Source organism: Microbacterium lemovicicum, from assembly GCF_003991875.1.
Taxonomy (GTDB): Bacteria; Actinomycetota; Actinomycetes; order Actinomycetales; family Microbacteriaceae; genus Microbacterium; species Microbacterium lemovicicum.
In genome coordinates this window covers 1,346,804-1,371,235 of the sequence record NZ_CP031423.1, presented here as the reverse complement: position 1 = coordinate 1,371,235, position 24,432 = coordinate 1,346,804, and the positions used below count along the sequence as shown (strand labels likewise).

23 protein-coding genes are annotated in these 24,432 nt (G+C 71.7%); 8 read left to right on the top strand and 15 right to left on the bottom strand.

Annotated elements, in window-relative coordinates:
* Position 1 precedes the first annotated feature (1 nt).
* On the top strand, positions 2-358 hold the full coding sequence (locus tag CVS47_RS06370; RefSeq protein ID WP_127095348.1) for an iron chaperone: 357 nt from the start codon (positions 2-4) through the stop codon (positions 356-358).
* Between the two features lie 378 nt (positions 359-736).
* Here the strand turns inward: CVS47_RS06370 and CVS47_RS17050 are convergent, their stop codons facing one another.
* A complete protein-coding gene (locus tag CVS47_RS17050; RefSeq protein ID WP_206502772.1) occupies positions 737-1,249 on the bottom strand; it encodes a hypothetical protein in 513 nt (170 codons plus the stop codon).
* Positions 1,250-1,565: 316 nt separating this feature from the next.
* On the opposite strand from CVS47_RS17050, the gene CVS47_RS17045 reads away from it, so the two are divergent.
* Both CVS47_RS17045 and CVS47_RS06360 read left to right on the top strand, forming a co-directional pair.
* On the top strand, positions 1,566-2,021 hold the full coding sequence (locus tag CVS47_RS17045) for an HNH endonuclease signature motif containing protein (protein WP_206502770.1): 456 nt from the start codon (positions 1,566-1,568) through the stop codon (positions 2,019-2,021).
* 237 nt (positions 2,022-2,258) lie between these two features.
* A complete protein-coding gene (locus CVS47_RS06360; protein ID WP_241240297.1) occupies positions 2,259-3,437 on the top strand; it encodes an MFS transporter in 1,179 nt (392 codons plus the stop codon).
* A 103-nt stretch (positions 3,438-3,540) separates the two neighbouring features.
* On the opposite strand, the gene CVS47_RS06355 is transcribed toward CVS47_RS06360, so the two are convergent.
* The 5 genes from CVS47_RS06355 to CVS47_RS06335 are packed head-to-tail and all read right to left on the bottom strand — an operon-like array spanning position 3,541 to position 9,851.
* Positions 3,541-4,353 carry an HpcH/HpaI aldolase/citrate lyase family protein gene (locus CVS47_RS06355; RefSeq protein WP_127095347.1) on the bottom strand — a complete coding sequence of 271 codons (813 nt, stop codon included), beginning with the start codon at positions 4,351-4,353 and terminating at the stop codon, positions 3,541-3,543.
* The gene (locus tag CVS47_RS06350) at positions 4,350-4,967 is read right to left on the bottom strand and encodes a MaoC family dehydratase (RefSeq protein WP_378790305.1); all 618 of its coding nucleotides are present in this window, start codon (positions 4,965-4,967) and stop codon (positions 4,350-4,352) included. Before CVS47_RS06350 ends, CVS47_RS06355 begins: the two co-directional genes overlap by 4 nt.
* Positions 4,968-4,971: 4 nt before the next feature.
* A complete protein-coding gene (locus CVS47_RS06345; RefSeq protein WP_127095346.1) occupies positions 4,972-6,120 on the bottom strand; it encodes an acyl-CoA dehydrogenase family protein in 1,149 nt (382 codons plus the stop codon).
* A complete protein-coding gene (locus tag CVS47_RS06340; protein WP_127095345.1) occupies positions 6,101-8,278 on the bottom strand; it encodes an acetyl/propionyl/methylcrotonyl-CoA carboxylase subunit alpha in 2,178 nt (725 codons plus the stop codon). Before CVS47_RS06340 ends, CVS47_RS06345 begins: the two co-directional genes overlap by 20 nt.
* 4 nt (positions 8,279-8,282) lie before the next feature.
* On the bottom strand, positions 8,283-9,851 hold the full coding sequence (locus tag CVS47_RS06335) for a carboxyl transferase domain-containing protein (RefSeq protein WP_127095344.1): 1,569 nt from the start codon (positions 9,849-9,851) through the stop codon (positions 8,283-8,285).
* Between the two features lie 105 nt (positions 9,852-9,956).
* On the opposite strand from CVS47_RS06335, the gene CVS47_RS06330 reads away from it, so the two are divergent.
* Complete coding sequence (locus CVS47_RS06330; protein WP_127095343.1) at positions 9,957-10,553, top strand: SACE_7040 family transcriptional regulator; 597 nt, start codon at positions 9,957-9,959, stop codon at positions 10,551-10,553.
* Between the two features lie 379 nt (positions 10,554-10,932).
* On the opposite strand, the gene CVS47_RS06325 is transcribed toward CVS47_RS06330, so the two are convergent.
* The 4 genes from CVS47_RS06325 to pdhA all read right to left on the bottom strand — a co-directional run bounded on the left by CVS47_RS06325 (position 10,933) and on the right by pdhA (position 16,645).
* The gene (locus CVS47_RS06325) at positions 10,933-12,489 is read right to left on the bottom strand and encodes a DEAD/DEAH box helicase (protein WP_127095342.1); all 1,557 of its coding nucleotides are present in this window, start codon (positions 12,487-12,489) and stop codon (positions 10,933-10,935) included.
* 522 nt (positions 12,490-13,011) lie between these two features.
* The gene (locus CVS47_RS06320; RefSeq protein WP_127095341.1) at positions 13,012-14,460 is read right to left on the bottom strand and encodes a dihydrolipoamide acetyltransferase family protein; all 1,449 of its coding nucleotides are present in this window, start codon (positions 14,458-14,460) and stop codon (positions 13,012-13,014) included.
* The gene (locus CVS47_RS06315) at positions 14,457-15,503 is read right to left on the bottom strand and encodes an alpha-ketoacid dehydrogenase subunit beta (RefSeq protein ID WP_127095340.1); all 1,047 of its coding nucleotides are present in this window, start codon (positions 15,501-15,503) and stop codon (positions 14,457-14,459) included. The genes CVS47_RS06320 and CVS47_RS06315 overlap by 4 nt, the downstream gene beginning before the upstream one ends.
* Positions 15,500-16,645 (bottom strand): pyruvate dehydrogenase (acetyl-transferring) E1 component subunit alpha, encoded by a 1,146-nt coding sequence (gene pdhA / locus CVS47_RS06310; RefSeq protein ID WP_127095339.1) that lies wholly within the window; start codon positions 16,643-16,645, stop codon positions 15,500-15,502. Before pdhA ends, CVS47_RS06315 begins: the two co-directional genes overlap by 4 nt.
* A gap of 168 nt (positions 16,646-16,813) precedes the next feature.
* On the opposite strand from pdhA, the gene CVS47_RS06305 reads away from it, so the two are divergent.
* The gene (locus tag CVS47_RS06305; protein WP_127095338.1) at positions 16,814-17,287 is read left to right on the top strand and encodes an Lrp/AsnC family transcriptional regulator; all 474 of its coding nucleotides are present in this window, start codon (positions 16,814-16,816) and stop codon (positions 17,285-17,287) included.
* Here CVS47_RS06305 and CVS47_RS06300 read toward each other — a convergent pair.
* On the bottom strand, positions 17,259-18,275 hold the full coding sequence (locus tag CVS47_RS06300) for an EamA family transporter (protein WP_127095337.1): 1,017 nt from the start codon (positions 18,273-18,275) through the stop codon (positions 17,259-17,261). The two genes, CVS47_RS06305 and CVS47_RS06300, sit on opposite strands and share 29 nt — an antisense overlap.
* Before the next feature lie 72 nt (positions 18,276-18,347).
* Between CVS47_RS06300 and CVS47_RS06295 the strand changes: the two genes are divergently transcribed.
* Positions 18,348-18,902, top strand: coding sequence for a CGNR zinc finger domain-containing protein (locus tag CVS47_RS06295; RefSeq protein WP_127095336.1), 555 nt, complete (start codon positions 18,348-18,350; stop codon positions 18,900-18,902).
* On the opposite strand, the gene CVS47_RS06290 is transcribed toward CVS47_RS06295, so the two are convergent.
* A complete protein-coding gene (locus CVS47_RS06290) occupies positions 18,862-19,761 on the bottom strand; it encodes an alpha/beta fold hydrolase (protein ID WP_127095335.1) in 900 nt (299 codons plus the stop codon). The genes CVS47_RS06295 and CVS47_RS06290 overlap by 41 nt on opposite strands.
* 92 nt (positions 19,762-19,853) lie before the next feature.
* On the opposite strand from CVS47_RS06290, the gene CVS47_RS06285 reads away from it, so the two are divergent.
* Positions 19,854-20,585 (top strand): exonuclease domain-containing protein, encoded by a 732-nt coding sequence (locus CVS47_RS06285; protein WP_241240295.1) that lies wholly within the window; start codon positions 19,854-19,856, stop codon positions 20,583-20,585.
* Between the two features lie 123 nt (positions 20,586-20,708).
* Here the strand turns inward: CVS47_RS06285 and CVS47_RS06280 are convergent, their stop codons facing one another.
* The 3 genes from CVS47_RS06280 to glgA all read right to left on the bottom strand — a co-directional run bounded on the left by CVS47_RS06280 (position 20,709) and on the right by glgA (position 23,108).
* A complete protein-coding gene (locus CVS47_RS06280) occupies positions 20,709-20,966 on the bottom strand; it encodes a type B 50S ribosomal protein L31 (RefSeq protein ID WP_127095333.1) in 258 nt (85 codons plus the stop codon).
* A gap of 110 nt (positions 20,967-21,076) precedes the next feature.
* On the bottom strand, positions 21,077-21,862 hold the full coding sequence (locus CVS47_RS06275; RefSeq protein ID WP_127095332.1) for an ABC transporter ATP-binding protein: 786 nt from the start codon (positions 21,860-21,862) through the stop codon (positions 21,077-21,079).
* A 52-nt stretch (positions 21,863-21,914) separates the two neighbouring features.
* Entirely contained in the window at positions 21,915-23,108 is a 1,194-nt protein-coding gene (glgA, locus tag CVS47_RS06270; RefSeq protein WP_127095331.1) for a glycogen synthase, read from the bottom strand.
* A gap of 78 nt (positions 23,109-23,186) precedes the next feature.
* On the opposite strand from glgA, the gene glgC reads away from it, so the two are divergent.
* On the top strand, positions 23,187-24,431 hold the full coding sequence (gene glgC, locus CVS47_RS06265; RefSeq protein ID WP_127095330.1) for a glucose-1-phosphate adenylyltransferase: 1,245 nt from the start codon (positions 23,187-23,189) through the stop codon (positions 24,429-24,431).
* Position 24,432 lies beyond the last annotated feature (1 nt).

Here is a 24,432-nt window from a genome sequence, read left to right as displayed (position 1 = left end):
GATGAGCGGTGCGGACGACGTCGACGCCTACATCGACGGCTTCCCACCGGAGACCGCCGACCGTCTGCGCCGCGTGCGCGCCGCCATCACGGGTGAGGTGCCGGGCGGCGAGCTGCGGATGCGCTACGGGATGCCGGCTGTCATGCTCGGCGGCCGCTATGCGCTCCACTTCGCCGGGTGGAAGAAGCACATCGGGCTGTATCCGGTGCCGGCTCTGGACGAGGCGGTCGAGGCCGAGATCGCGCCGTACCGGTCGAAGACCGACTCCGTGGTCTTCCCGCACACCCGACCGGTTCCGTACGACCTCATCGGGCGGGTGACGGCGGCCATCCTGGCTCTGCGGGCGGACGTGCGGTGAGAGCGCGGGGCTTCTCCCGGCGCGGGTGTCCCGTCGATCGCGTGGCTGGATGCTGCGCCGACAGGTCCTGCCGATGAGCTGGTCGGCGCGGGGCGATGTCGGAGGCCCGGCGTAGTCTCATGCCACCAGCCGAGAGACGTGCCCGCTCTCCTTTCCGGAGACAGGTGCGCATCGATGTCCGTTTCATCCCCGTCACGACTCGTCGAGTCGGCGCGGCTGATCGCGGACCGGCTCGGAGACGGAGACCCGACCGGCCGGATCGTCGCCGGCGATGACGACGGACTGCTCGCCCTCCTCTCCGACTGCGCCGACGCGCAGCGCTCTCTGAGCCTGATCGCCGCCATCGCGACGGCCGAGGTCGAACGTCGGTCGGATCGGTCACGGGGCTACGACGGGCTGTCGCAGCGTCTCGGACACCGCACCGGCACCGATCTCGTCCAGTCGCTGACGGGCACGACGCGGGCCGACGTCCGTCGGGCCACCGCGGTCGGCGAGGATCTTCGGCTGACACGTGCTCCTGCTACTCCCGCCGGCGGCGGCACCGGGGTGGGCGACGCAGCTGTCCTCGGCCCGCCGTGGTTCGCGGCGCTCGTCGACGGGCTCACCCGTGGCGACCTGACGCGTGACCAGTACGACGCCATCAGGCGCGGTCTGGGCGATCCGCCGATCGAGCACTATCCGGAGGCGGAGAGCGAGATCATCGTCTCCTCGTGGCGCGTCGCCGCCGGTCAGCTGCGCGACGAGGCGCCGCATCGCAACGTCGAAGACCTCGCCGCGGCCGCTCGGCTCGCCCGCGACTCGCTCGATCCGGTCGGGGTGCGGACGCGGTTCGATGAGCGGTTCGCGCGACGCTCGTTCCGCGCGTGGATCGACCGCGACGGTCAGCACCACGCACGGATCGTCTTCGACGACGACGCCGCCATGTGGGTGCGCACCATCCTCAGCGCCGCGCTGCGCCCACGTCGTGGACCGCGTTTCGTGGCGTCGACGTCGCCCGCTGCAGGTGCGCTGAGGCCCCTATCCGACGAAGAGACGACCGGTGCCCTCGCGCCGCACGACCGCCAGACCGCCGACGAGGAGGACCAGCGCACGAACGAGCAGCTCCAGTACGACACGCTGCTCGCGATCCTTCGCACAGGCGCGGCCGCCGACCCCGCGCAGGCGTTCGGCGACAGGCAGCCCGGCGTGCGGGTGATCAGAACGGTCAGTGGAGCGGATCGGTCTCCCGTGGTCGTCGCCGAGGAGACCGGACAGGTGCTCCCATCCGGCATCGGCGAGCAGTACGCGTGCGACGCCGGATGGGTGCCCGTGTGGGAGGACCCGAGGGGCGTCCCCCTCGACGTCGGTCGCCAGCAGCGCCTCTTCACGAAAGCTCAGCGCACGGCCCCTCGCCGTCCGCGACGGTGGCTGCGTCTGGTGCGGTGCGCCGCCTTCGCGCTGCGAAGCGCATCACATCCGTCACTGGCACGCCGACCACGGGTCCACCGACCTGGCCGACGGCGTGCTCCTCTGCCGCAACTGCCACATGCGGCTGCACAACCAGGGCTGGCGCATCGTCCGACGCGGCGCGGAGTACCACCTGCACCCACCCTACGGCGGCCCACCGCGTCTCCTGCGGCCGAGGTCGCCCTTCCGATTCCTCAGCGAGCCCGTACCTCCGTAGTCGGAGCGAGGGATGGGCTCTGCGCCCAACAGACACAGGTCACGCGGAAGACCCGGCACGCGAGCGGCGTGTAAGCGCGGTGCAGAAGCGCGGTGCAGAAGCGCGGTGCGGAAGCGCGGTGCGGAGGCCGCGAAGGAACGGTGCGCGCCGGTCCTGTAAGCGGCTGATCCGAACGAGTGCGGCCGAGCAGCAGCCCTCGTACGAAAGGCCAGGCAGAGCCCGGACTACGCTCGGGGCGTGCCTCCGACCGAGCTCGAGCAGCTGAGGCCCGTCCCCGCTTTCCGGCGCGATCGGGTCGCACACGCGTGGGTGCTCATGCGCGGAATCGGAGACGCGGGAGACGCGATCTGGTCCGTCGCGCTCGCGTGGACGGCGGTGCAGACCACGACACCCGCCCTCGCCGGACTGATCGTGGCCGCGGGCTCGATCCCCCGCGCGGTCGCGCTGCTCTTCGGCGGCGTCCTCGCCGACCGACTCGACGCCCGCAGGATCATGCTGCTGTTCAACATCGCGCGAACGGCGGTGCTCATCACCGTCGCCGTCTGGTGCGTGATGACCACCCCGACGATGGCGGTCCTGCTCGGTGCCGCACTCCTGTTCGGGCTGTGCGACGCCTTTTACGACCCGGCCAGCGGAACCATCTCACGACAGCTGGTGCGAAGGGCGGATCTCGCGGCCTACACGGGCGCCATGCAGACCGCGGGACGCCTCGGCGGGATGTTCGGCGCGGCCACGGGAGGCGTCCTCATCGCGCAGGCCGGGCTCGCCGGATCGGCCGCCGTCAACGCCGTCACCTTTGCCGTCCTCGTCGGCTTCATCGCCATCTGGCTGCGTCCGCGCTTTGCCCTTCCGCGCGCGGCACGCGAGCCGGTCCTCCGCGGGATCACGGCGGGCTTCGTGCACCTGCGCGAGGCACCCACGACCCGCGCGCTCGTCATCGCTCTGGGCACCCTGAACGTCGCCATAGCCCCGGTGCTGGGAGTCGGCGTCGCCTTGCGCGCCAGCGCGGACGGATGGGGCGCGGAGGGTGTCGGCTTCTTCGGAGCGGCGACGGGCATCGGCGCCGCGATAGGAGCCGCGATCGTCATCCGCTGGCGACCGCGGAGGGAGGCGTTCGCGGGATTCCTGTCCTTCAGCCTCCAGGGCGCGGCCATCGTCGGCGTCGGCCTCGGCCCATACTGGCTCGTCGTCATCGCCGGCATCGTCATCGGCTTCGGCGCCGGCTTCGGGTCCGTGCTCCTCGGCGCTACGTTCGCCGGCGTCACCGAACCCAGCTTCCTCGGTCGTATGGGCTCGATCATCCGCCTGGGGGACGACAGCCTGCGCCCGCTCACGACCGTCGCCTTCGGAGCACTGGCGACGGTGACCGCCCTCTGGGTGCCGTTCGTGTCTACGGCGGGGCGTTCACGGTCCTGATCATCGTGCTGCTCACGAACCGGCAGATACGCACCCTCACGTTGCGCGAGGAACCGCCAGGCTGAGCCCGGAGGCCCCGGCATGCCGCCGAGCTGCAGGGCCCTCAGCGCGCCGCGCGCTCCAGCGCGGCGCGCGCGTGCCGCAGCACCGGCTCATCCACCATGCGCCCCCGGTACGTGAAGGCGCCGCCCTGCGACTCCGCCGCGGCCAGCACCCCACGCGCCCAGGCGATCGTCTTCGAATCAGGTGCGTACGCGCTGCGGATCACCGGCACCTGGCTCGGATGGATGCACGCGGTCGCGGCGAAGCCGGAGGCCGCAGCATCCGTCGCCTCCCGGGCGAGACCTCTCGTGTCGGCGATGTCGAGGTGCACTGCGTCGATCGCCGCCTTGCCGTTTCCGGCTGCGGCGAGCAGCACGCGCGAGCGCGCGACCCGAGCCACATCGCGATAGCGACCGTTCGGCTTGCGGCTGGAGGTGCCGCCGATGCTCGCGACCAGATCCTCCGCACCCCACATCAGCGCGACCACGCTCTCGTGCGCGGCGAGCTTCTCGGCGGCGACGACACCCCGCGCCGTCTCGCAGAGCGCGACGAGGCGGAACCGCGCATCGAATGGCTTCAGCGACTTCGTCGTCTCGGCCTTGGCGACCATGACGGTCCGGTAATCGGTCTGCGACAGCGTCGCGAGATCGGCGACGAAGGCGTCGGTCCCCGGGGCGTTGACGCGCACGATCACGCGTTCCGGATCCAGGTCCGACTCGATCAGCGCGCCGCGGGCGGCGGTGCGACGGGCGGGGGCGACGGCGTCCTCGAGATCGAGGATGACCGCATCGGCACGCTCCAGCGCCTTCGCGAACCGCTCCGGACGATCGGCCGGACAGAACAGCAGCGCCGGTCCGGGAGTGAACGGGGTCATGAGGACACCTCCGCGTCGGCAGGAGCGGCAGATGCGGATGACGCAGATCCCGCAGATCCCGCAGATGCCGCAGATCCCGCAGATCCCGCAGATCGCGTGGATGCCGTGGCCGCAGCATCCGCGGATCGCCACATCAGCGCCACCCTGGTCGCCCTGCCCACGACGGCCCCGGACTGCGAAGTGCCGGTGTGCGCGAGCGTGACCACGGCCTGCCCCGGTCGCGACGCCGACGGCCGGACGGACACCACCTCGGTCTCGACCGTGAGCGTGTCACCGGCGAAGAGCGGCGCCGGAAACGACACATCGGTGAGGGCGATCTGCGCGACGAGCGTGCCCTGCGTCAGCTGAGCGACCGATGCGCCGACCATCGTCGAGAGCGTCCACATCGAGTTCATGAGGCGCTGTCCGAACGGCTGCGTCGCGGCGAACGCGGCGTCCAGGTGCAGCGCCTGGTTGTTCATCGTGAGCGAGGAGAAGAGGACGTTGTCTGCTTCCGTCGCCGTCCGACCGGGACGATGGCGGTAGCGCGCGCCGACCTCGAGCTCGTCGGCGAACAGGCCCCGCTGCTCCACCACCCGACCCGCCGGAGCCGGGGGCACACGATCGTCGGTCACGCTGTCACGCTACCCCGAGCGCCCGGGCGATCACGAGCAGCTGCACCTCGTTCGTCCCCTCGCCGATCTCGAGGATCTTCGAGTCGCGGTAGTGCCGCGCGACGGGGTACTCGTTCATGAAGCCGTTTCCGCCGAAGATCTGCGTCGCGTCGCGGGCGTTGTCCATGGCCGCGTCGCTCGAGGTGAGCTTCGCGATGGCGGCCTCCGTCTTGAACGGCAGGCCGCGGTCGCGCAGACGTGCCGCGTGGTGCCACGCGAGACGGGCGTTGTGCACCCGCAGCTGCATCCGCGCGATCATGAACTGGATGCTCTGGCGCTTGGACAGCGCCTCCCCGAAGACCATGCGCGAGCGCGAGTACTCCACCGCCGCCTCGAGGCATCCCTCCGCGGCACCGGTTGCGAGCGCGGCGATGGCGATGCGTCCTTCGTCGAGGATGTGCAGGAAGTTCGCGAACCCGCGACCCTCCTCGCCCAGGAGGTTGCCGGCCGGGACGCGCACGCCGCTGAACGTCAGCGGATGCGTGTCGGAAGCGTTCCACCCGACCTTGTCGTACGCCGGCTCGACGGTGAAGCCGGGAGTGCCGCTGGGCACGATGATCGTCGAGATCGCCTTCCGTCCGTCGCGCTCGCCGGTCACCGCCGTCACCGTGACGAAGCGGGTGATACCGGTGCCGGAGTTGGTGATGAACTGCTTGGACCCGTCGATCACCCACTCATCGCCGTCACGCCGGGCGGTCGTGCGAGTGGCGCCGGCGTCGGACCCTGCCTCCGGCTCGGTCAGCCCGAAGCCCGCCAGCGCGCGCCCCGCGAGCAGATCGGGCAGCAGCTCCTGCTTCTGCTCCTCCGTGCCGAAGCGGAACACCGGCATCGCCCCGAGGCTGACACCGGCCTCCAGCGTGATCGCGAGCGACTGGTCGACCCGGCCGATCGCCTCGATCGCGAGGCACAGCGCGAAGTAGTCCCCGCCCTGGCCGCCGTACTCCTCGGGGAACGGCAGCCCGAACAGCCCCATGTCGCCCATCTGGGCGACGACGTCCAGCGGCAGCGTGTGGGTGCGGTCGGCTTCGTACGACTGCGGCGCGATCACCTCGTCGGCGAACTCGCGCACCATCGCGGCGAGGTCCCGCTCGTCCTCATTCAGCCCGTACTGCATCTGCGTCCTCCGATCGGTTCGTCCCCTCGTGAGGGACGTCGTCCTCTGCGCGCGCATCGATGCGCGCGATGGTCTGATCCCGGCGCACCTGGTCGCCGACGGCGACGTCGAGCCGGGCCACGCCGTCATGCGGAGCGACCACGGCGTGCTCCATCTTCATGGCCTCCACCGTGACGATGCGGTCGCCTGCCGCGACGACGGCTCCGTCGGCGACATGCACGGCGACCACGGTGCCCGGCATCGGAGCCCGCAGGACGGGATCGGATGCTGCGACCCCGCGCTCGCGGGCATCCCGGCGCCGCTGCGCCGCCTCCCGGCGGGACAGCGGTCGCAGCCGCCAGGTGCCGCCGCCGCTGTGCACCCACACGGCGCCCTCGTCGTCCAGGGCGACCGTGGCGGGGGTGGTCGTGGCATCCGGATTACCACCAGGGGGCGCCTCATCACGGGGCGCTTCACCACGGCGCGCTACATCACGGGGCGCCTCATCACGGGAGGCCGCATCACGGGGTGCCTGACCACGGGGCGCGCCGGCGCCGGCCATTTCGCCGCCGGCCGGGCCATCATCGGTTGCCTCTTCGTCGCCCGACGCGGCCCCGCTGCCGGCGACGACGACGCCGGTGTCGGTGAGGAACGCGCGCGGCGCGGCGGTGGCCGGCGCGGCGATCCGCCACCCGGGGAGCGACGTCCACGGCTCGCCTGCGGCTCCCGCGCGGCATACGGTCGCCGCCCCGACGGAGGAGGCCGCCGCGACGGCGAGCGCAGCCACGTCGAGCGCCGCACCGTCAGGCGGACCGGCGACGAACGGCGGCAGACGATCGATCAGGCCCGTGTCGAGGTCGCCCGCCGCCACCGCGCGATCGGCGAGGAGCAGCCGGAGGAAGCCGACGTTCGTGTCGACGCCGAGCACGACGGTGTCCGCGAGTGCGGCGTCCAGGCGGGCCAGCGCCGTGCGGCGATCCGGACCGCTTGCGATCACCTTCGCGATCATCGGGTCGTAGTCGGCGGTCACGCGAGACCCCGATTCGACGGCGCCGTCGACGCGGACGCCCTCGCCCCGCGGCGTCCGCCACACGACCACCGTCCCGGCCGCCGGCAGGAAGCCGCGCTCGGGCGACTCCGCGTACACCCGCGCCTCGACGGCATGCCCGCGGAGCACGATGTCGTCCTGAGCGAAGGCGAGCGGCTCCCCCGCCGCGATGCGCAGCTGCTGCTCGACGAGGTCGACGCCCGTGACGAGCTCGGTGACGGGATGCTCGACCTGCAGCCGGGTGTTCATCTCGATGAAGAAGAACTCGTCCGGGCGGTCCGCGGCGACGAGGAACTCGACCGTCCCCGCCCCGCGGTACTGCACCGATGCCGCGGCCGCGCAGGCGGCGGCTCCGAGGCGAGCGCGGGTCGCGGCATCCACGATCGGGGAGGGCGCCTCCTCGATGACCTTCTGATGGCGGCGCTGAAGGGTGCACTCGCGCTCGCCGAGGTGGAGGACGGCGCCGTGAGCGTCCGCGAGCACCTGCACCTCGATGTGCCGGGGACGCTCGATGAGACGCTCGAGCAGCAGGGTGTCATCGCCGAACGCCGCGGTGGCCACCCGCCGCGCGGTCGCCAGCGCATCGGGCAGATCGGCCGCCAGCCGGACGATCTGCATGCCCTTGCCCCCGCCGCCGGCGGACGGCTTGACGAGCAGCGGGTAGCCGACGCGCTCGGCCTCGGCCGCGATGGCGTCGTCCGGAAGGCCGACGGCGCTGAAGCCGGGGACGACGGGCACGCCGTGCTCCTGCACGTGGGCCTTCGCGCGGATCTTGTCGGCCATGACGTCCAGCGCGCGCTCGCCCGGACCGATGAAGACGATGCCCGCGGCCTCGCAGGCGGCGGCGAACGCGCCGTTCTCGGACAGGAAGCCGTAGCCGGGATGGATCGCCTCGGCGCCCGACTCGCGCGCGGCGGCGACCACCGCGTCGATCGACAGGTACGACGCCGACGCGACCGCGGGGCCGATGCGCACGGCGACGTCGGCCTCGCGCACGTGCGGCGCGTCGGCGTCCGCGTCGCTGTAGACGGCGACGGACCGGATGCCCAGGCGACGGAGCGTGCGGATGACGCGACGCGCGATCTCGCCGCGATTGGCGACCAGCACCGTGTGGAAGAGCGTCTCGGTCATGTCGTCACATCCGGAAGAGGCCGAAGCGGGGCTCGGGCAGCGGGGTGCGCGAGACGACGTCCAGCGCCAGCCCGAGGAGGTCGCGCGTGTCGAGCGGATCGATGACGCCGTCGTCCCACAGGCGCGCGGTCGCGTAGTACGGACTCCCCTGCTCGTCGTACCGGGCACGGATCGGCGCCTCGAACGCGGCCTGGTCCTCCTCGGACCACTGCTCTCCGGCGGCCTCCAGCTGATCGCGCTTCACGGTGGCCAGCACCGAGGCCGCCTGGGGGCCGCCCATGACGGAGATGCGGCTCGCCGGCCAGGTCCACAGGAACCGCGGCGAGTACGCCCGGCCGCACATCGAGTAGTTGCCGGCCCCGAAGGATCCGCCGATGACGACGGTGAGCTTGGGCACGCGTGTGGTCGCGACGGCGGTGACCATCTTGGCGCCGTCCTTGGCGATGCCACCGGCCTCCGCGTCGCGCCCGACCATGAAGCCCGAGATGTTCTGCAGGAAGAGCAGCGGGATGCCGCGCTGATCGCACAGTTCGATGAAGTGGGCGCCCTTGGAGGCCGACTCCGAGAACAGCACCCCGTTGTTGGCGACGATGCCGACCGGATGGCCGTGGATGCGCGCGAACCCGGCCACGAGCGTCGCGCCGTACTCGCGCTTGAACTCGTGCAGCGCGCTGCCGTCGACCAGCCGCGAGATGACCTCGCGCACGTCGTACGGCTGGTTGACGTCCACCGGCACCACGTCGTACAGCTCGCCGGGGTCGGCCACGGGCGCAGCGACCGCGCCGACGTCCCAGACGGGCGCCCCCGGAAGCGGCAGCGTCGCGACGATGTCGCGGACGATCTCGAGGGCGTGCTCGTCGTCCTCGGCGAGGTGGTCGACGACGCCCGAGCGGCGGGCGTGCAGTTCGCCGCCGCCGAGCTCCTCCGCCGAGACCACTTCGCCGATCGCGGCCTTCACGAGCGGCGGTCCGCCCAAGAAGATCGTGCCCTGACCGCGCACGATCACCGTCTCGTCGCTCATGGCGGGTACGTAGGCGCCGCCGGCCGTGCACGAGCCGAGCACGGCGGCGATCTGCGGCACGCCCTCGGCCGACAGCCGCGCCTGGTTGAAGAAGATGCGCCCGAAGTGGTCGCGGTCGGGGAAGACCTCGTCCTGCATCGGCAGGAAGGCGCCGCCGGAGTCGACGAGGTAGATGCAGGGCAGCCGGTTCTCGCGGGCGATCTCCTGCGCGCGGAGGTGCTTCTTCACCGTCATCGGGAAGTACGTGCCGCCCTTGACGGTCGCGTCGTTGCAGACGACCATCACATGCCGACCGTGCACCAGCCCGATGCCGGCGATCACGCCGGCGGCCGGCGCCTCTCCCCCGTACAGTCCGTCCGCCGCCAGCGGCGAGACCTCGAGGAACGGGCTGCCCTCATCCAGCAGCCGGGCGACACGATCGCGCGGGAGGAGCTTGCCGCGCGCGACATGGCGCGCCCGCGAGGACGCCGATCCACCGACGGATGCCGCGGCCACCCGTGCCCGCAGCATCCGCGCCAGTTCGGCTTGGTCCACGGTCGCAGGCCCGGTCATGTCATCTCCGTCGACGTCACGATCGGATCACGCCCGTTGTCCGCGCGCGATCCTTCTGGTTAGTGTTCACTAACTCAGACTTCAGGTTAGCGAGGGTTAACTGAGATGGCAAGCGGACTCACCGAACGCGACCGCGCGAAGGCAGACCGGCAGAGCGCCCTCCTCCAGGAGGCGGCGCGGCTGTTCGCCGAGCGCGGTTTCACGGGCGTGAGCCTGGAAGATCTCGGCGCCGCCGTCGGGGTCAGCGGACCGGCCGTCTACCGGCACTTCGCGAACAAGCAGGCGCTGCTGGGCGCCATCCTGCTGCGCGTGAGCGAGCGCCTCCGCGACGGCGGACGGCGCGTGACCGAGGCGCACGACGACCCGCGTTCGCAGCTCGAGGCGCTGGTGGAGTTCCACGTCGACTTCGCCCTGGCGGAGGCCGATGTCATCCGCGTGCAGGACCGCGACCTCGCCAGCCTCAGCGAGGCCGACCGCCACCGCGTGCGCCGCCTCCAGCGCGAGTACGTCGACGGGTGGGTGCAGGTGCTGTCCCGCGTGCACCCGGATCGTTCAGACGACGAGCTGCGCGTGCGCGCCCTCGCCTGCTTCGGGCTCATCAACTCCACGCCGCACAGCGTGAAGGGCGTGCGCACCACGCCGGCCGACAGCACCGTGCGGCGGATCCTCGCCGCCATGGCGACCTCCGCCCTCACCGTCTGACGCGCCGCTCGGCCGGACACGCTCGCCCGACTCGCCTCCCCCCTGATACGCGAGAAGTCGCAACACGCCGTGCCCGGGCGGAGCCGGGTGGCATGTTGCGACTTCTCGTTGGAGAGTGGGCCGCGGCGCGGTTCACGGCCCGTCCGACTCGCCTCACCCCGGATACACGAGAAGTGGCAACACGCCGTGCCCGGGCGGAGCCGGGTGGCATGTTGCGACTTCTCGATGGAGAGTGAGCCACGGCGCGGGCCGCAGCGCGGTCCACGGACCGCCCGACTCGCCTCCCCCCGGATACACGAGAAGTCGCAACACGCCGTGCCCGGGCGGAGCCGGGTGGCATGTTGCGACTTCTCGATGGAGAGTGAGCCGCGGTGCGGGATCAGCCCTGCGCGCGGCGGTTCGTGCGGTTGCTGCGCACGGCGTCGCCGACGCGCAGGCCACCCGAGCGGCCGCCGGAGCGTCCCGCTCCAGCCGCTGCGGGACGACCCGCACCGGCACCTGCGCCCGAGCGCTGACCGCCGGAGCGCTGACCGCCGGCCGACGCACCGCGCGATGCTCCGGCACCCGCGGGCTGCGCGACCGCGGAGCGCTGAGCGCCGCGACCCTGACCGGAACGGCCTGCGCCGCCCTCGCGGCCGGAGCGCTGCGACGCGTCGGACTGGTCGCCGCGCGCGGCGCGCTTGCGCTGGGCGTTGGCGCCCTGCGAGCGTCCGCCGCCGGAGGGCTGCTCCTGGCGGGGCTGCGGCTTCACGTACGCCGCGGTCGGGCCGACGAGCTCGCCCACGACGGCCGAGTCCGCGGCGACCGAGACCGGACGCACGGAGATGGCGGCCTTGCGCAGCAGCGCCTCGGTGTCCTTGCGCTGGGCGGGAAGCATCACGGTGACGACGTCACCGGCGCTGCCGGCACGGGCGGTGCGGCCCGAGCGGTGCAGGTACGCCTTGTGCTCCATGGGCGGGTCGACGTGCACGACGAGCTCGACGTCGTCGACGTGCACACCGCGCGCCGCAACATCCGTCGCCACCAGCACGCGCACGCTGCCCTCCCCGAACGCGGCCAGGTTGCGGTCGCGCTGCGGCTGCGACAGGTTGCCGTGCAGGTCGACCGCGGGGATGCCCTGGTCGGTCAGCTGCTTGGCGAGCTTCTTGGCGTGGTGCTTGGTGCGCATGAAGAGGATGCGACGGCCGCGGCCGCTGGCGAGCACGCGGACGAGCTCCTTCTTCGTGTCGGCGTCGGCCGTCTCGAAGACGTGGTGCGTCATGGCGGCGACGGGCGAGTTGGCCTCGTCGACGGAGTGGAGCACCTCGTTCTGCAAGTAGCGCGAGACGAGCTTGTCGACGCCGTTGTCCAGCGTCGCCGAGAACAGCAGGCGCTGTCCGCCGCGGGGCGTCTTGTCGAGGATGCGGGTGACGACCGGGAGGAAGCCGAGGTCGGCCATGTGGTCGGCCTCGTCGAGCACGGTGATCTCGACGGCGTCGAGGGTCACGAAGCCCTGCTTCATGAGGTCCTCGAGGCGACCGGGGCAGGCCACGACGATGTCGACGCCGGCGCGCAGCGCATCGACCTGGCGCTTCTGGCTGATGCCGCCGTAGATGGTGGTGGTCTTGAGGCCGTAGGCCGCGGCGAGCGGGGCCAGCACGGCATCGATCTGCGTGGCGAGCTCGCGCGTCGGAGCGAGCACGAGTCCGAGCGGACGGCCGGCGCGGCGGGCGCCGCCGGCGAGCGCGCCGCCGAGACGGGCGACCATCGGGATGGAGAATGCCAGCGTCTTGCCGGAGCCGGTCTTTCCGCGGCCGAGCACGTCGCGGCCGGCGAGCGTGTCGGGCAGGGTGTCGACCTGGATCGGGAAGGCGCTGGTCTTGCCCTGCTCGGTGAGCACGCGCACCAGCGGTGCGGGCACGCCGAGTTCGGCGAAGGTGGGGATGTCGGAAGACATGGGTGAGCCTTTCGTGGCGGGCGGCATCACGCGTCCGAGCCGGAACGGCACGGGGCGGCGATGCACCGACGCGGCGATGACGGCGCGTCAGCAGGATGGCGAAGGCACCGGTCGGCGCAATCGTTCGCCGTGAGAATGTTTCCGTCGCGCGGGGCCGAAGCCGGCCGCGGAGGGAAGGAGCGTTCTGACGACGCAGGGAGTCCGAACGGACTCGCAAGTGCCTCCAGTCTAGCGGATGCTGCACCCGCCGCTCGCCGGGACCCTCCGCGTGCCGCGGGCCGCGGCATCCGTGAGCCCTCTCCTTCGCCCTGACACAGCCGGGAATCCCTGCTCCCGACGGCACGCGTCGCCCGGCGACAGGTTGGTGGACAGGCCGTCGGGCCGAGCACACACTGCACCACCGCGGACAGGCCGGCCGGCCGAGCACGCGACACGCCGCACCTGGCCCCCGCGCGACGGCGTGTCGCCCCGCCGACCCGCCGTAATGCCCGGGCGTGTCGACGGGGCGGCCGACCGAAAGGGTCAGCGCAGGAGCATCGCCCGGCCGGGCTCGCGGAGCACGTCGCCCACCGCGGTGAGGAACCGCGCGCCCTGCTCGCCGTCGACGAGGCGGTGGTCGAAGGAGAGCGCGAGGGTCATCACGTCGCGCAGCGCGATCTCGCCGCGGAACTCCCACGGCTGCCGCCGGATCGCTCCGAGCGCGAGGATCCCGGCCTCGCCGGGATTGATGATCGGCGTGCCGGCGTCGACGCCGAAGACGCCGACGTTCGTGATGGAGAACGTGCCGCCGCTCATCTCGGCCGGCGTCGTACGACCGGCACGGGCCGTCTCGGCGAGCGCGCCGATCGCGTCCGCCAGCTCGACGAGGGTGAGCTCCTGCGCGCGCCTGATGTTCGGCACGACCAGTCCCCGGCCCGTCGCCGCGGCGATGCCGAGGTGCACGTCGTGGTGCTGGACGATCTCATACGCATCCTCGTCCCACTGGGAGTTGAGCTCGGGGTGGGCGCCGAGCGCGAGGCACACGGCCTTCGCGGCGACCGCGAGGATGCCGATGCGGTGCCCCTCGAGCGCCCGATCGCGCTTGAGCGACGCGACGAGCTCCATCGTCGGCGTGACGTCGACGGTCAGGAACGTCGTCACGTGCGGCGCCGTGAAGGCGCTGCGCACCATCGCCTGCGCGGTGTGCTTGCGCACCCCGCGGATCGGCGTGCGCGTGGTGCGCGAGCCGTCGTCGCCCCCGCTCGGGATGCCGGCACGCGCGACCTCCGGCGAGGTCGTGGCCGCCGCATCCCTCCGCTTCGCGAAGGCCTCGACGTCCTGACGGGTGATCAGGCCGTGACGACCCGTGCCCGCAACGACGGCGAGGTCGACGCCCAGGTCCTTCGCCAGGCGGCGGACCGGCGGCGTCGACCGCGGGCGGTCCAGCAGCGCGTCGGCGAGCGACTCCGCACCCCCGTGCGCACCGATCGCATCGTGCGGAGCGGCCTCGCGGACCGCGGAATCGGATGCTGCGGCCGCCCCCGACACGGCGCCCGCGCGTGCGCGGCGCTGCGGCCGGGCCGTTGAGCGTGGGGCGGCACCGTAGCCGACGAGGTTGGGCTGCGACTTCTCCTCGACCGGCGCCTCGGGCGCGGACGGGGAAGGAGCCCCGGACCCCGCCGTCGCGGACGCCGCCGCAGCGACGACGGACGGCGTGCTCACCGGATCGGCCACCCGCGACTCGGCCTCCGCGCCCGGCAGATCGAACGAGATGAGCACGGAGCCGACCTCCACGACGTCGCCAGCGGCGGCGTGCAGGGTCGCGACGGTGCCGGCGAACGGCGACGGGAGCTCGACGACGGCCTTGGCGGTCTCGACCTCGGCGATCGTCTGGTTGAGCGTGACGGTCTGCCCCTCGGCGACCTGCCACGACACGAGCTCGGCCTCGGGGAGCCCCTCGCCGAGGTCGGGGAGCCGGAAGTCCTGGATCACCGCGCGCCCCCGTTCGACAGGCCGGAGTTCTCGCCCGATGCGACCCGGTCGAGGCTGCTCGGCCGGTCCATCACGGCGTCGACGGCGTCGAGGATCCGGTCGAGGTCCGGCAGGTGATGCTTCTCGAGCTTCGCGGGCGGGTACGGGATGTCATGCCCGGTGACGCGCATCGGCGCGGCCTCCAGGTAGGGGAAGCAGCGTTCGGTGACGCTGGCGATGAGCTCGGCGCCGACACCGGCCTCGCGCGCCGCCTCATGGGTCACCACGACCCGTCCCGTACGACGGACGGAGGCCTCGATCGTGCGGTAGTCCACGGGCGACAGCGAGCGCAGGTCGATGACCTCGAGCGAGATGCCCTCGTCCTCGGCGGCGGTCGCGGCGTCCAGCGCCGTGCCCACCTGCGCGCCGTAGGTCAGCACGGTGACGTCGGTCCCGGGGCGTGCCACGCGCGCGAGACCCATGGGCGGGGCGTCGGCGAGGGAGGCGTCGAGGTCGACCTCTCCCTTGGCGTGATAGAGCCGCTTCGGCTCGAAGAACACCACCGGGTCGTCGGAGGCGATCGCCTGTCGCAGCATGACGTAGGCGTCCTGAGGCTGCGAGACGGCCACGACCCGAAGGCCCGACGTGTGCACGAAGTACGCCTCGGGCGACTCGGAGTGGTGCTCCGCGGCGCCCACGCCGCCGGCCCACGGGATGCGGATCGTGATCGGCATGCGCACGTTGCCCGACGAGCGGTAGTGCAGCTTCGCGACCTGGCACACGATCTGGTCGAACGCGGGGTAGACGAAGCCGTCGAACTGGATCTCGACGACCGGGCGGTAGCCGCGGTAGGCGAGGCCCACGGCCGTGCCCATGATGCCGGACTCCGCGAGCGGGGTGTCGATGATGCGCGACGGGCCGAACTGGTCGAGCAGCCCGTCGGTGATGCGGAACACCCCGCCCAGCTTGCCGACGTCCTCGCCCATGACGAGCACCTTCGGGTCGTCGGACATCGCGCGGCGCAGGCCCTCGTTGAGCGCCTTACCCATGGTGAGCAGCGTCATCGTCCCGCTCCCCCGGCGTCGGTCGCGGCATCCGCGAATCCGTCGAGGTAGGCGCCGAAGCGCTCGCGCTGCTCGTCGATGCCGACGTGCGGCTCGGCGTACACGTTGTCGAGCAGGGTCAGCGGATCGCGCGTGGTCGCACCCAGTGCGGCGGCGCGCACTTCTGCGGCGAGCGCATCGGCGGCGGCCGCGACCTCGGTGGCGAACGCCTCGTCGAAGGCGCCCTGCGCGCGGAGGTAGGTCTCCAGGCGCTGCAGCGGGTCGCGCTCGCGCCAGCGCTCGACCTCCTCCTTGTCGCGGTAGCGGGTGGGGTCGTCGGAGGTGGTGTGCGGGCCCATGCGGTAGGTCACCGCCTCGATGAACGCAGGCCCCTTGCCGCTGCGCGCGTGCTCGAGCGCCCAGCGCATGGCCGCCGTGCAGGCGAGCACGTCGTTGCCGTCGACACGCATGCTCGGGATGCCGAAGCCCGGCGCGCGTCCCGCGATCGGATAGCTGGCCTGCACCGTGACGGGCTCGGAGATCGCCCACTGGTTGTTGGTGCACACGAACACGACGGGTGCCGTGAAGGACGACGCGAAGATCATGGCCTCGTTGACGTCGCCCTGACTCGTCGCGCCGTCGCCGAAGTACGCCACGGCGACCTGGTCGCCGCCGTCGCGCTGGATGCCCATCGCGTAGCCGACGGCGTGCAGCGTCTGCGCGCCGATGATGATCTGGGGCACGGCGCTGTTGATCTCGAACGGGTTGTAGGTGGAGTGCTCCTCGCCCCGCCAGGCGATGACGAAGTCGCGGGGCGCCGCGCCGCGGGCGTAGCCGACGCCGATCTCGCGGTAGCTGGGGAAGGCGAAGTCGTCGGCGCGCAGGGCGCGGGCCGTGCCGATCTGGGTCGCCTCCTGGCCGTTGCAGGGCGCCCACAGGCCGAGCTGACCCTGGCGCTGCAGGGCGACGCCCTCGGTGTCGATGCGGCGCACGAGCACCATGTCGCGGTAGAGGCCGCGGAGCGCGTCGGCGTCGAGGTCGCTCACCCACGGGTCGAGGTCGGCGTCGCGCACCCGCACGCCGTCCTGGGTGAGCAGACGGGCGACGTCGTCGACGTCGGCGGCGCGGTCGTCCGTGGGGGTCAGGGTGTGCATCATCGTCATCCCTCCGATGGGCTTCGGGGCCTTCGTGGGGCCCGTCCGCTGCGGTCGCCGGCAACACTGCCGACAGGGGCGACGATACGTCGGGCGCTCAACTAGCTCAAGCATTCGCGATCGCCCTGAGCATGTTGACAAGAGGCGGCGATTTCCCGGGTGCTAATCTTTCGCACTATGGGAAACCTCGACCACGTCGACCTCGAACTCCTGGCCGCGCTGTCGACCGACCCCCGGGCCACCGTGGTGGCCCTCGCCGAGAAGCTCGGCCTGTCGCGCAACACGGTGCAGGCGCGGATGTCGCGGCTCGAGCGCGCCGGCGTGTTCCTGTCCTACGAGCGGGCGCTGTCCTCATCGGCGCTCGGGTTCCCGATCGAGGCGTTCATCAACGTGATGGTGCGCCAGGCGGAGCTCCCGCGCATCACCGTGGAGCTCCAGCGCGTTCCCGAGGTCGTCCAGGCGCACGGGCTGAGCGGCCAGGTCGACCTGCTCGTGCGCGTCGCGTGCCGCGACACCCAGCACCTCTTCGACACCGACGCCCGCATCCTCGCCATCGAAGGCGTGGAGCGCACGGAGACGTCGCTGGCGATGGGCGAGGTCATCGGCTACCGCGTGACGCCGCTCATGGAGCTGGCGCGACGGGACTCGTGACCGCGGCGCCCGCACCCGTCGACGGCGCCTCGGCCGCGGGGGCACCGGCGTCCAACCGCACGAGCACCACGCCCACCAGGATCAGCGCGCCGCCGGCGAACTGGATCGGCGCGGGCACCTCCGACAGGAACAGCCACGCGAAGCCGAGGGCGAACAGCACCTCCGACAGCACCACGAACGACGCCAGGCGCGAACCGATGCGCGGCACGGCCATGACCCCCAGCGCGTAGCCCACCGTGGTGCCGACGGCGGCGACCCACAGCATCGGCACATACCAGGCGACCTCCATCCCGGCGAGGACGATCGACACGTCGGGCGCGGCGAACGGCATCAGACCCGACGCGCACAGGACCGCCATGACCAGCGCCCCGACGAGGAGACCGCCGGCGGAGAGCGCCAGCGCGGGCAGGTCGTCATCGACACGCTCCGAGATCACGAAGTAGACGCAGACGCACACCGCCGCGCACAGGGCCAGAACCGTCCCGAACAGGTCGAAGGACGAGCCCGAGACGTCCACGACCAGCACGAGGCCGACCACGGCGACCGCCGTCCCCCACAGCACCAGCCGCGACGGGCGCCGCCGCGTGCGCAGCCACACCCACGCCACCAGGAGCACGGGGGCGAGGTACTCGATGAGGAGCGCCACGGCCACCGGCATCCGCTGCATGGCTGAGAAGAAGAAGATCTGCGTGCCCAGGACGGGCATGAGTCCGAACAGCACGATGATCCGCCAATGGCGGCGGAGGAACCCCCGCTGCGCGCGCATCGCCCGCACCAGGGCGGGCGAGAGGATGAGCCCGGCGATGCCCATGCGCACGAGGAGCGCCGCTCCGAGGGTCCACCCCTCCTCGAGCAGCGGCTTCACGAAGGGGCCGCTCGAGGCGAAGGCGAGAGCGGATGCCAGGGCGAGCACGAGTCCGGAACGCTGGCCGCCGAGCGGCCGAGGGGACAGCGTCAGAGCGGTCGATGCGGCGGAGGGGGCGACCATGGTGGACCCAGACTGTCAGGAGCGAACGTGCGTACACTTGTGACAGTAGGACCCCGTCAGTCAGGAGTCAACATGGTTTTCATCCATGACACGAAGCAGGCCCTCACGGCCGCCGTCGTGCTGGTCAACACGCTGCCCGGCTACGACGGCGCCGACACCCTGCAGACGCCCGACGACCTGCGCGCCTACCTCGAGGTCAATCCCTACACCGGCGTCATGCGCAAGGATCAGGCCGAGATCGACGCGGTGCGCGACATCCGTCAGCGCCTGCGGCAGCTGTGGGAGGTGGATCGCGACGCCGCGGTGCCGCTCGTCAACGAGATGCTCCGCGACGGGCGCGCGCTCCCGCGCCTCGTCATCCACGACGGGTACGACTGGCACATCCACGCCACCGACGACGACGCGCCGCTGGCGACGCGCATCCTCGTGGAGGCCGCCATGGCCTTCGTCGACGTCATCCGCGCCGACGAGTACGACCGCGTGCGGGTGTGCTCGGCGGACGACTGCGAGTCGGTCTACATCGACTATTCGAAGAACGGCTCGAAGCGCTACTGCGACACCGGCAACTGCGGCAACCGCATGAACGTCAACGCGTACCGTCGGCGGAAGGCGCGAGAAAGCGCCTGACGGCCTCCGCCGCCGGAGCCGGCGTCTCGTAGTGGATGAGGTGCCCGACCTCGGGGATCTCGACGAGCTCGGCATCGCGGAACACGGTCGCGAGGCGCCGCTCCACCTCGATGGAGGTGATGTCGTCCTTCTCGGCCGCGATGAGCAGCGTCGGCTGCGCGATGCGCGCGGCGAACTCGCTGACGTCATGCGAGACGGAGGTGACGAACGCCTCGTGCAGCACGTCGCGATCGGCGAAGCGCGAGAAGTACGTGTCGTGCTGGTCGTGGATGAAGCGCCTGAGCGCGCGGTCGCGCGTCTTGACCATGGCCAGGCTCGTGAGCCGGACGATGGCCCGGTTGCGCAGCACCGCCTCGCCCAGCGGCCTCGGCAGGCGGGCGCCCGCCCAGTAGTAGAAGATCGCGAGACGGGTCAGGATGCCGCGGGGTCCCTCCAGCGCGGGTGCGCCGATCGGGTTGACGAGCACGACCTTCGGCGTCGGCAGGCCGCCGGCCACAGCTGCAGCGGTCACGATGGAGCCGAAGGAGTGGCCGAGGATGGGCGCACCGGGAGCCACCTCGGCGGCGAAGGCCGCCAGCCATTCCGTGTACGCCGCCAGATCGTGCGGGCGTCCGGGCAGGGAGGCCGATTCGCCGAAGCCGGGCAGGTCAGGCGAGATGATGCGCAGGTCGGGGAGGTGTCCCACGACCGGCTCGAGACCGTGGTGCTCCCCGCGGAAGCCGTGCACCGCGAGCAGGGTGGTCGCGGCATCCTCCGGTCCGTAGACCCAGTACGCGGTCGTCGCGCCGAGCACGGTCGTCTCGTGCCGTTGCACGGGGAGGCGCTCCAGGAGCCGGGCGTAGGGCGAGGCGACGGGCATCCCGCGAGTCTACGTTCGGAGCGTCTCCTCCCCTGCCCCGCTGCCGGTGCGCCGCTCCCCCGATGTCGGCGGCGCCGCATACTCTCAGCGGCATGGACCGATGGCACGCCGAGCCCCTCGCCCTCTTCGAGAGCCCGGAGTGGTCGCGCGTGATCGGCGTCTTCGACCTCGAGACGACGGGCGTCGATGTCACCCGCGACCGCATCGTGACCGCCCACGTCGGGCTGCTCGACGGCACCGGCGCCCATGTACGGGCGCGGGACTGGCTCGCCGATCCGGGCGTACCCATCCCCGACGGCGCGGCCGCCATCCACGGCATCACGACGGCCCGTGCCCGCGCCGACGGGCGTCCGGCTCGTGAGGTCGTCGCCGAGGTGACCGAGGCCCTCCGGGCGATGCTCGACGCCGGCATCCCGGTGGTGGCCTACAACGCGCCGTACGACTTCTCGCTCCTCAAGCACGAGGCGCAGCGTCACGGCGTCGAGCCGATCGTCTCGCCCTCGCCGGTCATCGATCCGCTCGTGGTCGACAAGACGTACGACCGCTACCGCCGCGGCAAGCGCACCCTGTCGGCGGTCGCCGCGCACTATGCGGTGCGGCTCGACGACGCGCACGACGCCGCGGCCGACGCGGTCGCGGCGGGGCGACTGGCTCAGGCGCTCGCCGAGCGTTTCGCGCCGTGGCTCCCGCCGACGGCGGCCGAGCTGCACACGCGCCAGATCGGCTGGGCGCGGGCGCAGGCAGCGAGCCTCACCGAGTACTTCGTCTCCATCGGCCGCATCGAGGCCACCGCGCGGCTCGACGGCAGCTGGCCGATCCGCTGACGGATCGTGCATCCGGTGCGCCGGCTCGAGAGCGCGGGCCGGCGCGAGCCGTGACAGGCGCCCCGCCCGCCGGGTACGACAGAAGCCCCCGGCGAACCGGGGGTTTCTGTCGGGCGACGAGGCTTACTTGCTCGAGCCGCCGAAGTTCTTGAAGCGCTGGTTGAACTTCTCCACGCGACCGGCGGAGTCCATGATGCGCTGCTTGCCCGTGTAGAACGGGTGCGACGCGGACGAGATCTCGACGTCGATGACGGGGTACTCGACGCCGTCGAGCTCCATCGTCTTGTCGCTGCTCACGGTCGAGCGCGTGAGGAAGGTCTCTCCGGAGCCGAGGTCGCGGAACACGACCGCCTTGTACTCGGGGTGGATGTCAGTCTTCATGGTGTTCCCTCGAATGGCGCCCTGGATTGTGCCAGGACGGTGGAAGTCTGTGGTGCGAGCGCACCAAACGTCGATTCTACCAGCCCCCGGGCGAGCTCGTGAACTGCGGCTCAGCCCGCGGCGCGTGCGGCGTAGCGGCCGTCCGCCGCGGTCAGCGTGATCGGCATGCCGAACGTCGCGGTCAGGTTCTCGGCTGTGAGCGTCTCCGCCAGCGGGCCCGACGCCACTGCGGCGCCGTCGCGGAGCAGGAGCACGTGGGTGAAGCCCACGGGGATCTCCTCGACGTGATGGGTCACCATCACCATGGCCGGCGTCGTCTCCGACTGCGCGTACCCGCCGAGGAGCATCAGCAGCTCCTCGCGGGCGCCGAGGTCGAGGCTCGCCGTGGGCTCGTCCAGGAGCAGCAGCTCCGGATCTGTCATCACCGCGCGCGCGATCTGCACGCGCTTCTGCTCGCCGTCGGAGAGCGTGCCGAATTCGCGGTCGGCGAGGTGGTCGAGGCGCCACTCCGCCAGCACCCGCAGCGCACGGCGCTCGTCGATGGAGTCGTAGTCCTCACGCCAGCGGCCGACCACCGAATAGGCGGCGGTGAGCACGACGTCGACGACGCGCTCCTCGGGCGGGATGCGGCGGGCCATGGCGGAGGAGGCGAAGCCGATGCGCGGGCGCAGCTCGAAGACGTCGGTGCGCCCGAGGCGCTCCCCCAGCACGGACACGACGCCCGAGGTGGGGTGCAGCAGCGTGTCCGCCAGCTGCAGCACCGTGGTCTTGCCGGCGCCGTTGGGTCCGAGGATCACCCAGCGCTGATCGCCCGAGACGCTCCAGTTCAGCCCCGAGACGATGTCCTTGGCGTTGCGACGGACGACGACATCGGAGAACTCGAGCACCTGCGGCATGGGCCCAGCCTATCCGTCGGACCGCCCACCGCTCGGGCCCATCCGCGCCGCGTCAGGCCGACGCGCCCGAGACCTCCGTGTAGAGCGCGGCCGTCTCGCGGGCGATGGCCGCCCAGCTGAAGTCCTCCGCCGCGCGGCGTCGTCCCGCCTCGCCGTAGGCGCGCGCCGTCTCCGGCTCGGAGACGACCTCGGTGAGCACACGGGCGAGGTCGGCGACGAAGCGCTCCGGATCCACGGGCGTGCCCGTGCCGTCCTGCACCTGCTCGATCGGCACCAGCCGCCCGGTGACCCCCTCGACGACGACCTCGGGGATGCCGCCCGTGGCCGTCCCCACCACGGCCGCCCCGCACGCCATCGCCTCGAGGTTCACGATGCCCAGCGGCTCGTACACCGAGGGGCACACGAACGTCGTCGCCGCGCTCAGCACCGTGCACAGCTCGTGCCGCGACAGCATCCGGTCGATCCACACCACGCCGTCGCGGGTCTCCTGCAGCGCACGGACGAGGCCCTCCACCTCCGCGAGGATCTGCGGGGTGTCGGGCGCGCCCGCGCACAGGATGACCTGCACCTCCGGCGGCAGCAGCTCGGCCGCGCGGAGGAAGTACGGCAGGCCCTTCTGCCGGGTGATGCGCCCCACGAACACGACCGACGGCCGCGACGCGTCGACGCCGAGCTGGGCGAGCACGTCGGGGTCGTCGACCGGATGCCACGCCTCCACGTCGATTCCGTTGTAGATCACGCGCACCTTGGCCGGGTCGAGCGCGGGGTAGCTGCGCAGGATGTCCTGGCGCATGCCGTCGCTGACGGCGACGACCGCCGCGGCGTGCTCGTAGGCCGTCTTCTCGATGTAGCTCGACACGGCGTAGCCGCCGCCCAGCTGCTCGGCCTTCCACGGTCGCAGCGGCTCGAGGCTGTGCGCGGTCACGACGTGGGGGATGCCGTGCAGCAGAGATGCGAGATGCCCGGCGAAGTTGGCGTACCAGGTGTGGCTGTGCACGACGTCGGCTCCGGCGACGTCCGAGACGATCTCCAGGTCGGTGCCGAGCGTCTGCAGCGCACCGTTCGCGGCTGCCAGCTCGGCCGGAACGGCGTAGGCGGTGGTGTCGGCCTCGTCGCGCGGGGCGCCGAACGCCCGCACCTGCACCTCGATGCTCTCGCGGAGCGCCTTGACGAGCTCCGTCGCGTGGACGCCCGCTCCGCCGTAGATCTCCGGCGGGTACTCCTTGGTCACGATGTCGACGCGCATGGCACGAACGCTAGTACACGCGAGACTCACGGGACCAGACGCTCCCCGCAGCGCCGACCGCGGCCCTAGGGTGGTGCCATGCCTACGACGCCGAAGGTCTTCGGAATCATCCTCGCCGGTGGCGAGGGCAAGCGACTCATGCCGTTGACGGCCGACCGGGCCAAACCGGCGGTGCCGTTCGGCGGCCAGTACCGGCTCATCGACTTCGCGATCTCCAACCTCGTGAACTCCGGCCTCCGGCAGATCGTGGTGCTGACGCAGTACAAGTCCCACAGCCTCGACCGCCACGTCTCGCAGACGTGGCGCATGTCGCCGCTGCTGGCCTCGTACGTGACGTCGGTGCCCGCCCAGCAGCGGCTCGGCAAGCGCTGGTTCTCCGGCTCCGCCGATGCCATCCTGCAGAGCCTCAACCTCATCAACGACGAGAAGCCCGACATCGTCGTGGTGATCGGCGCCGATCACGTCTACCGGATGGACTTCCGTCAGATGCTCGACGCCCACATCTCCTCGGGCGCCCGCGCGACCGTGGCCGGCATCCGTCAGCCGATCGGGCTCGCGAACCAGTTCGGCGTCATCGACGTCGACGCGAAGGATCCCGCGAAGATCAACGAGTTCCTCGAGAAGCCGCAGAACCCCACCGGCCTGGCGGACTCCCCCGGCGAAGTGCTCGCCTCCATGGGCAACTACATCTTCGACACCGACGCTCTCATCGAGGCCGTCGAGTCGGACGGCGAGCTGCCGACGTCGAACCACGACATGGGCGGCGACATCATCCCCTACTTCGTGAACCGCGGCGAGGCCGGCGTGTACGACATGAAGCGCAACGACGTGCCGGGCTCCACCGACCGCGACCGCGACTACTGGCGGGACGTGGGCACGATCGAGTCGTTCTTCGACGCCCACATGGATCTGATCTCCACCCTGCCCGTCTTCAACCTCTACAACATGGAGTGGCCGATCCACTCGCAGTCGGTGAACTCGCCGCCGGCGAAGTTCGTCCGCGACTCCGTGGGCCGCATCGGCGCGTCGATCGACTCGATCGTGTCGCTCGGATCCGTGCTCTCGGGCACCCACCTCGAGCGCAGCGTGGTCGGGGCGTGGACCCTCGCCGGCGGAGGATCGACCATCACCGACTCGGTGCTGTTCGATCACGTGGAGGTCGGGTCGGGGGCGCGCATCCACCGCGCGATCCTCGACAAGAACGTCACCCTCTCCGACGGTGCGACGGTCGGCGTCGACCGCGAGCGGGATCTCGCCCGCGGCTTCACGGTGACCGACTCCGGCATCACGATCGTCGGCAAGAACGTCCACGTCGAGGGCTGAG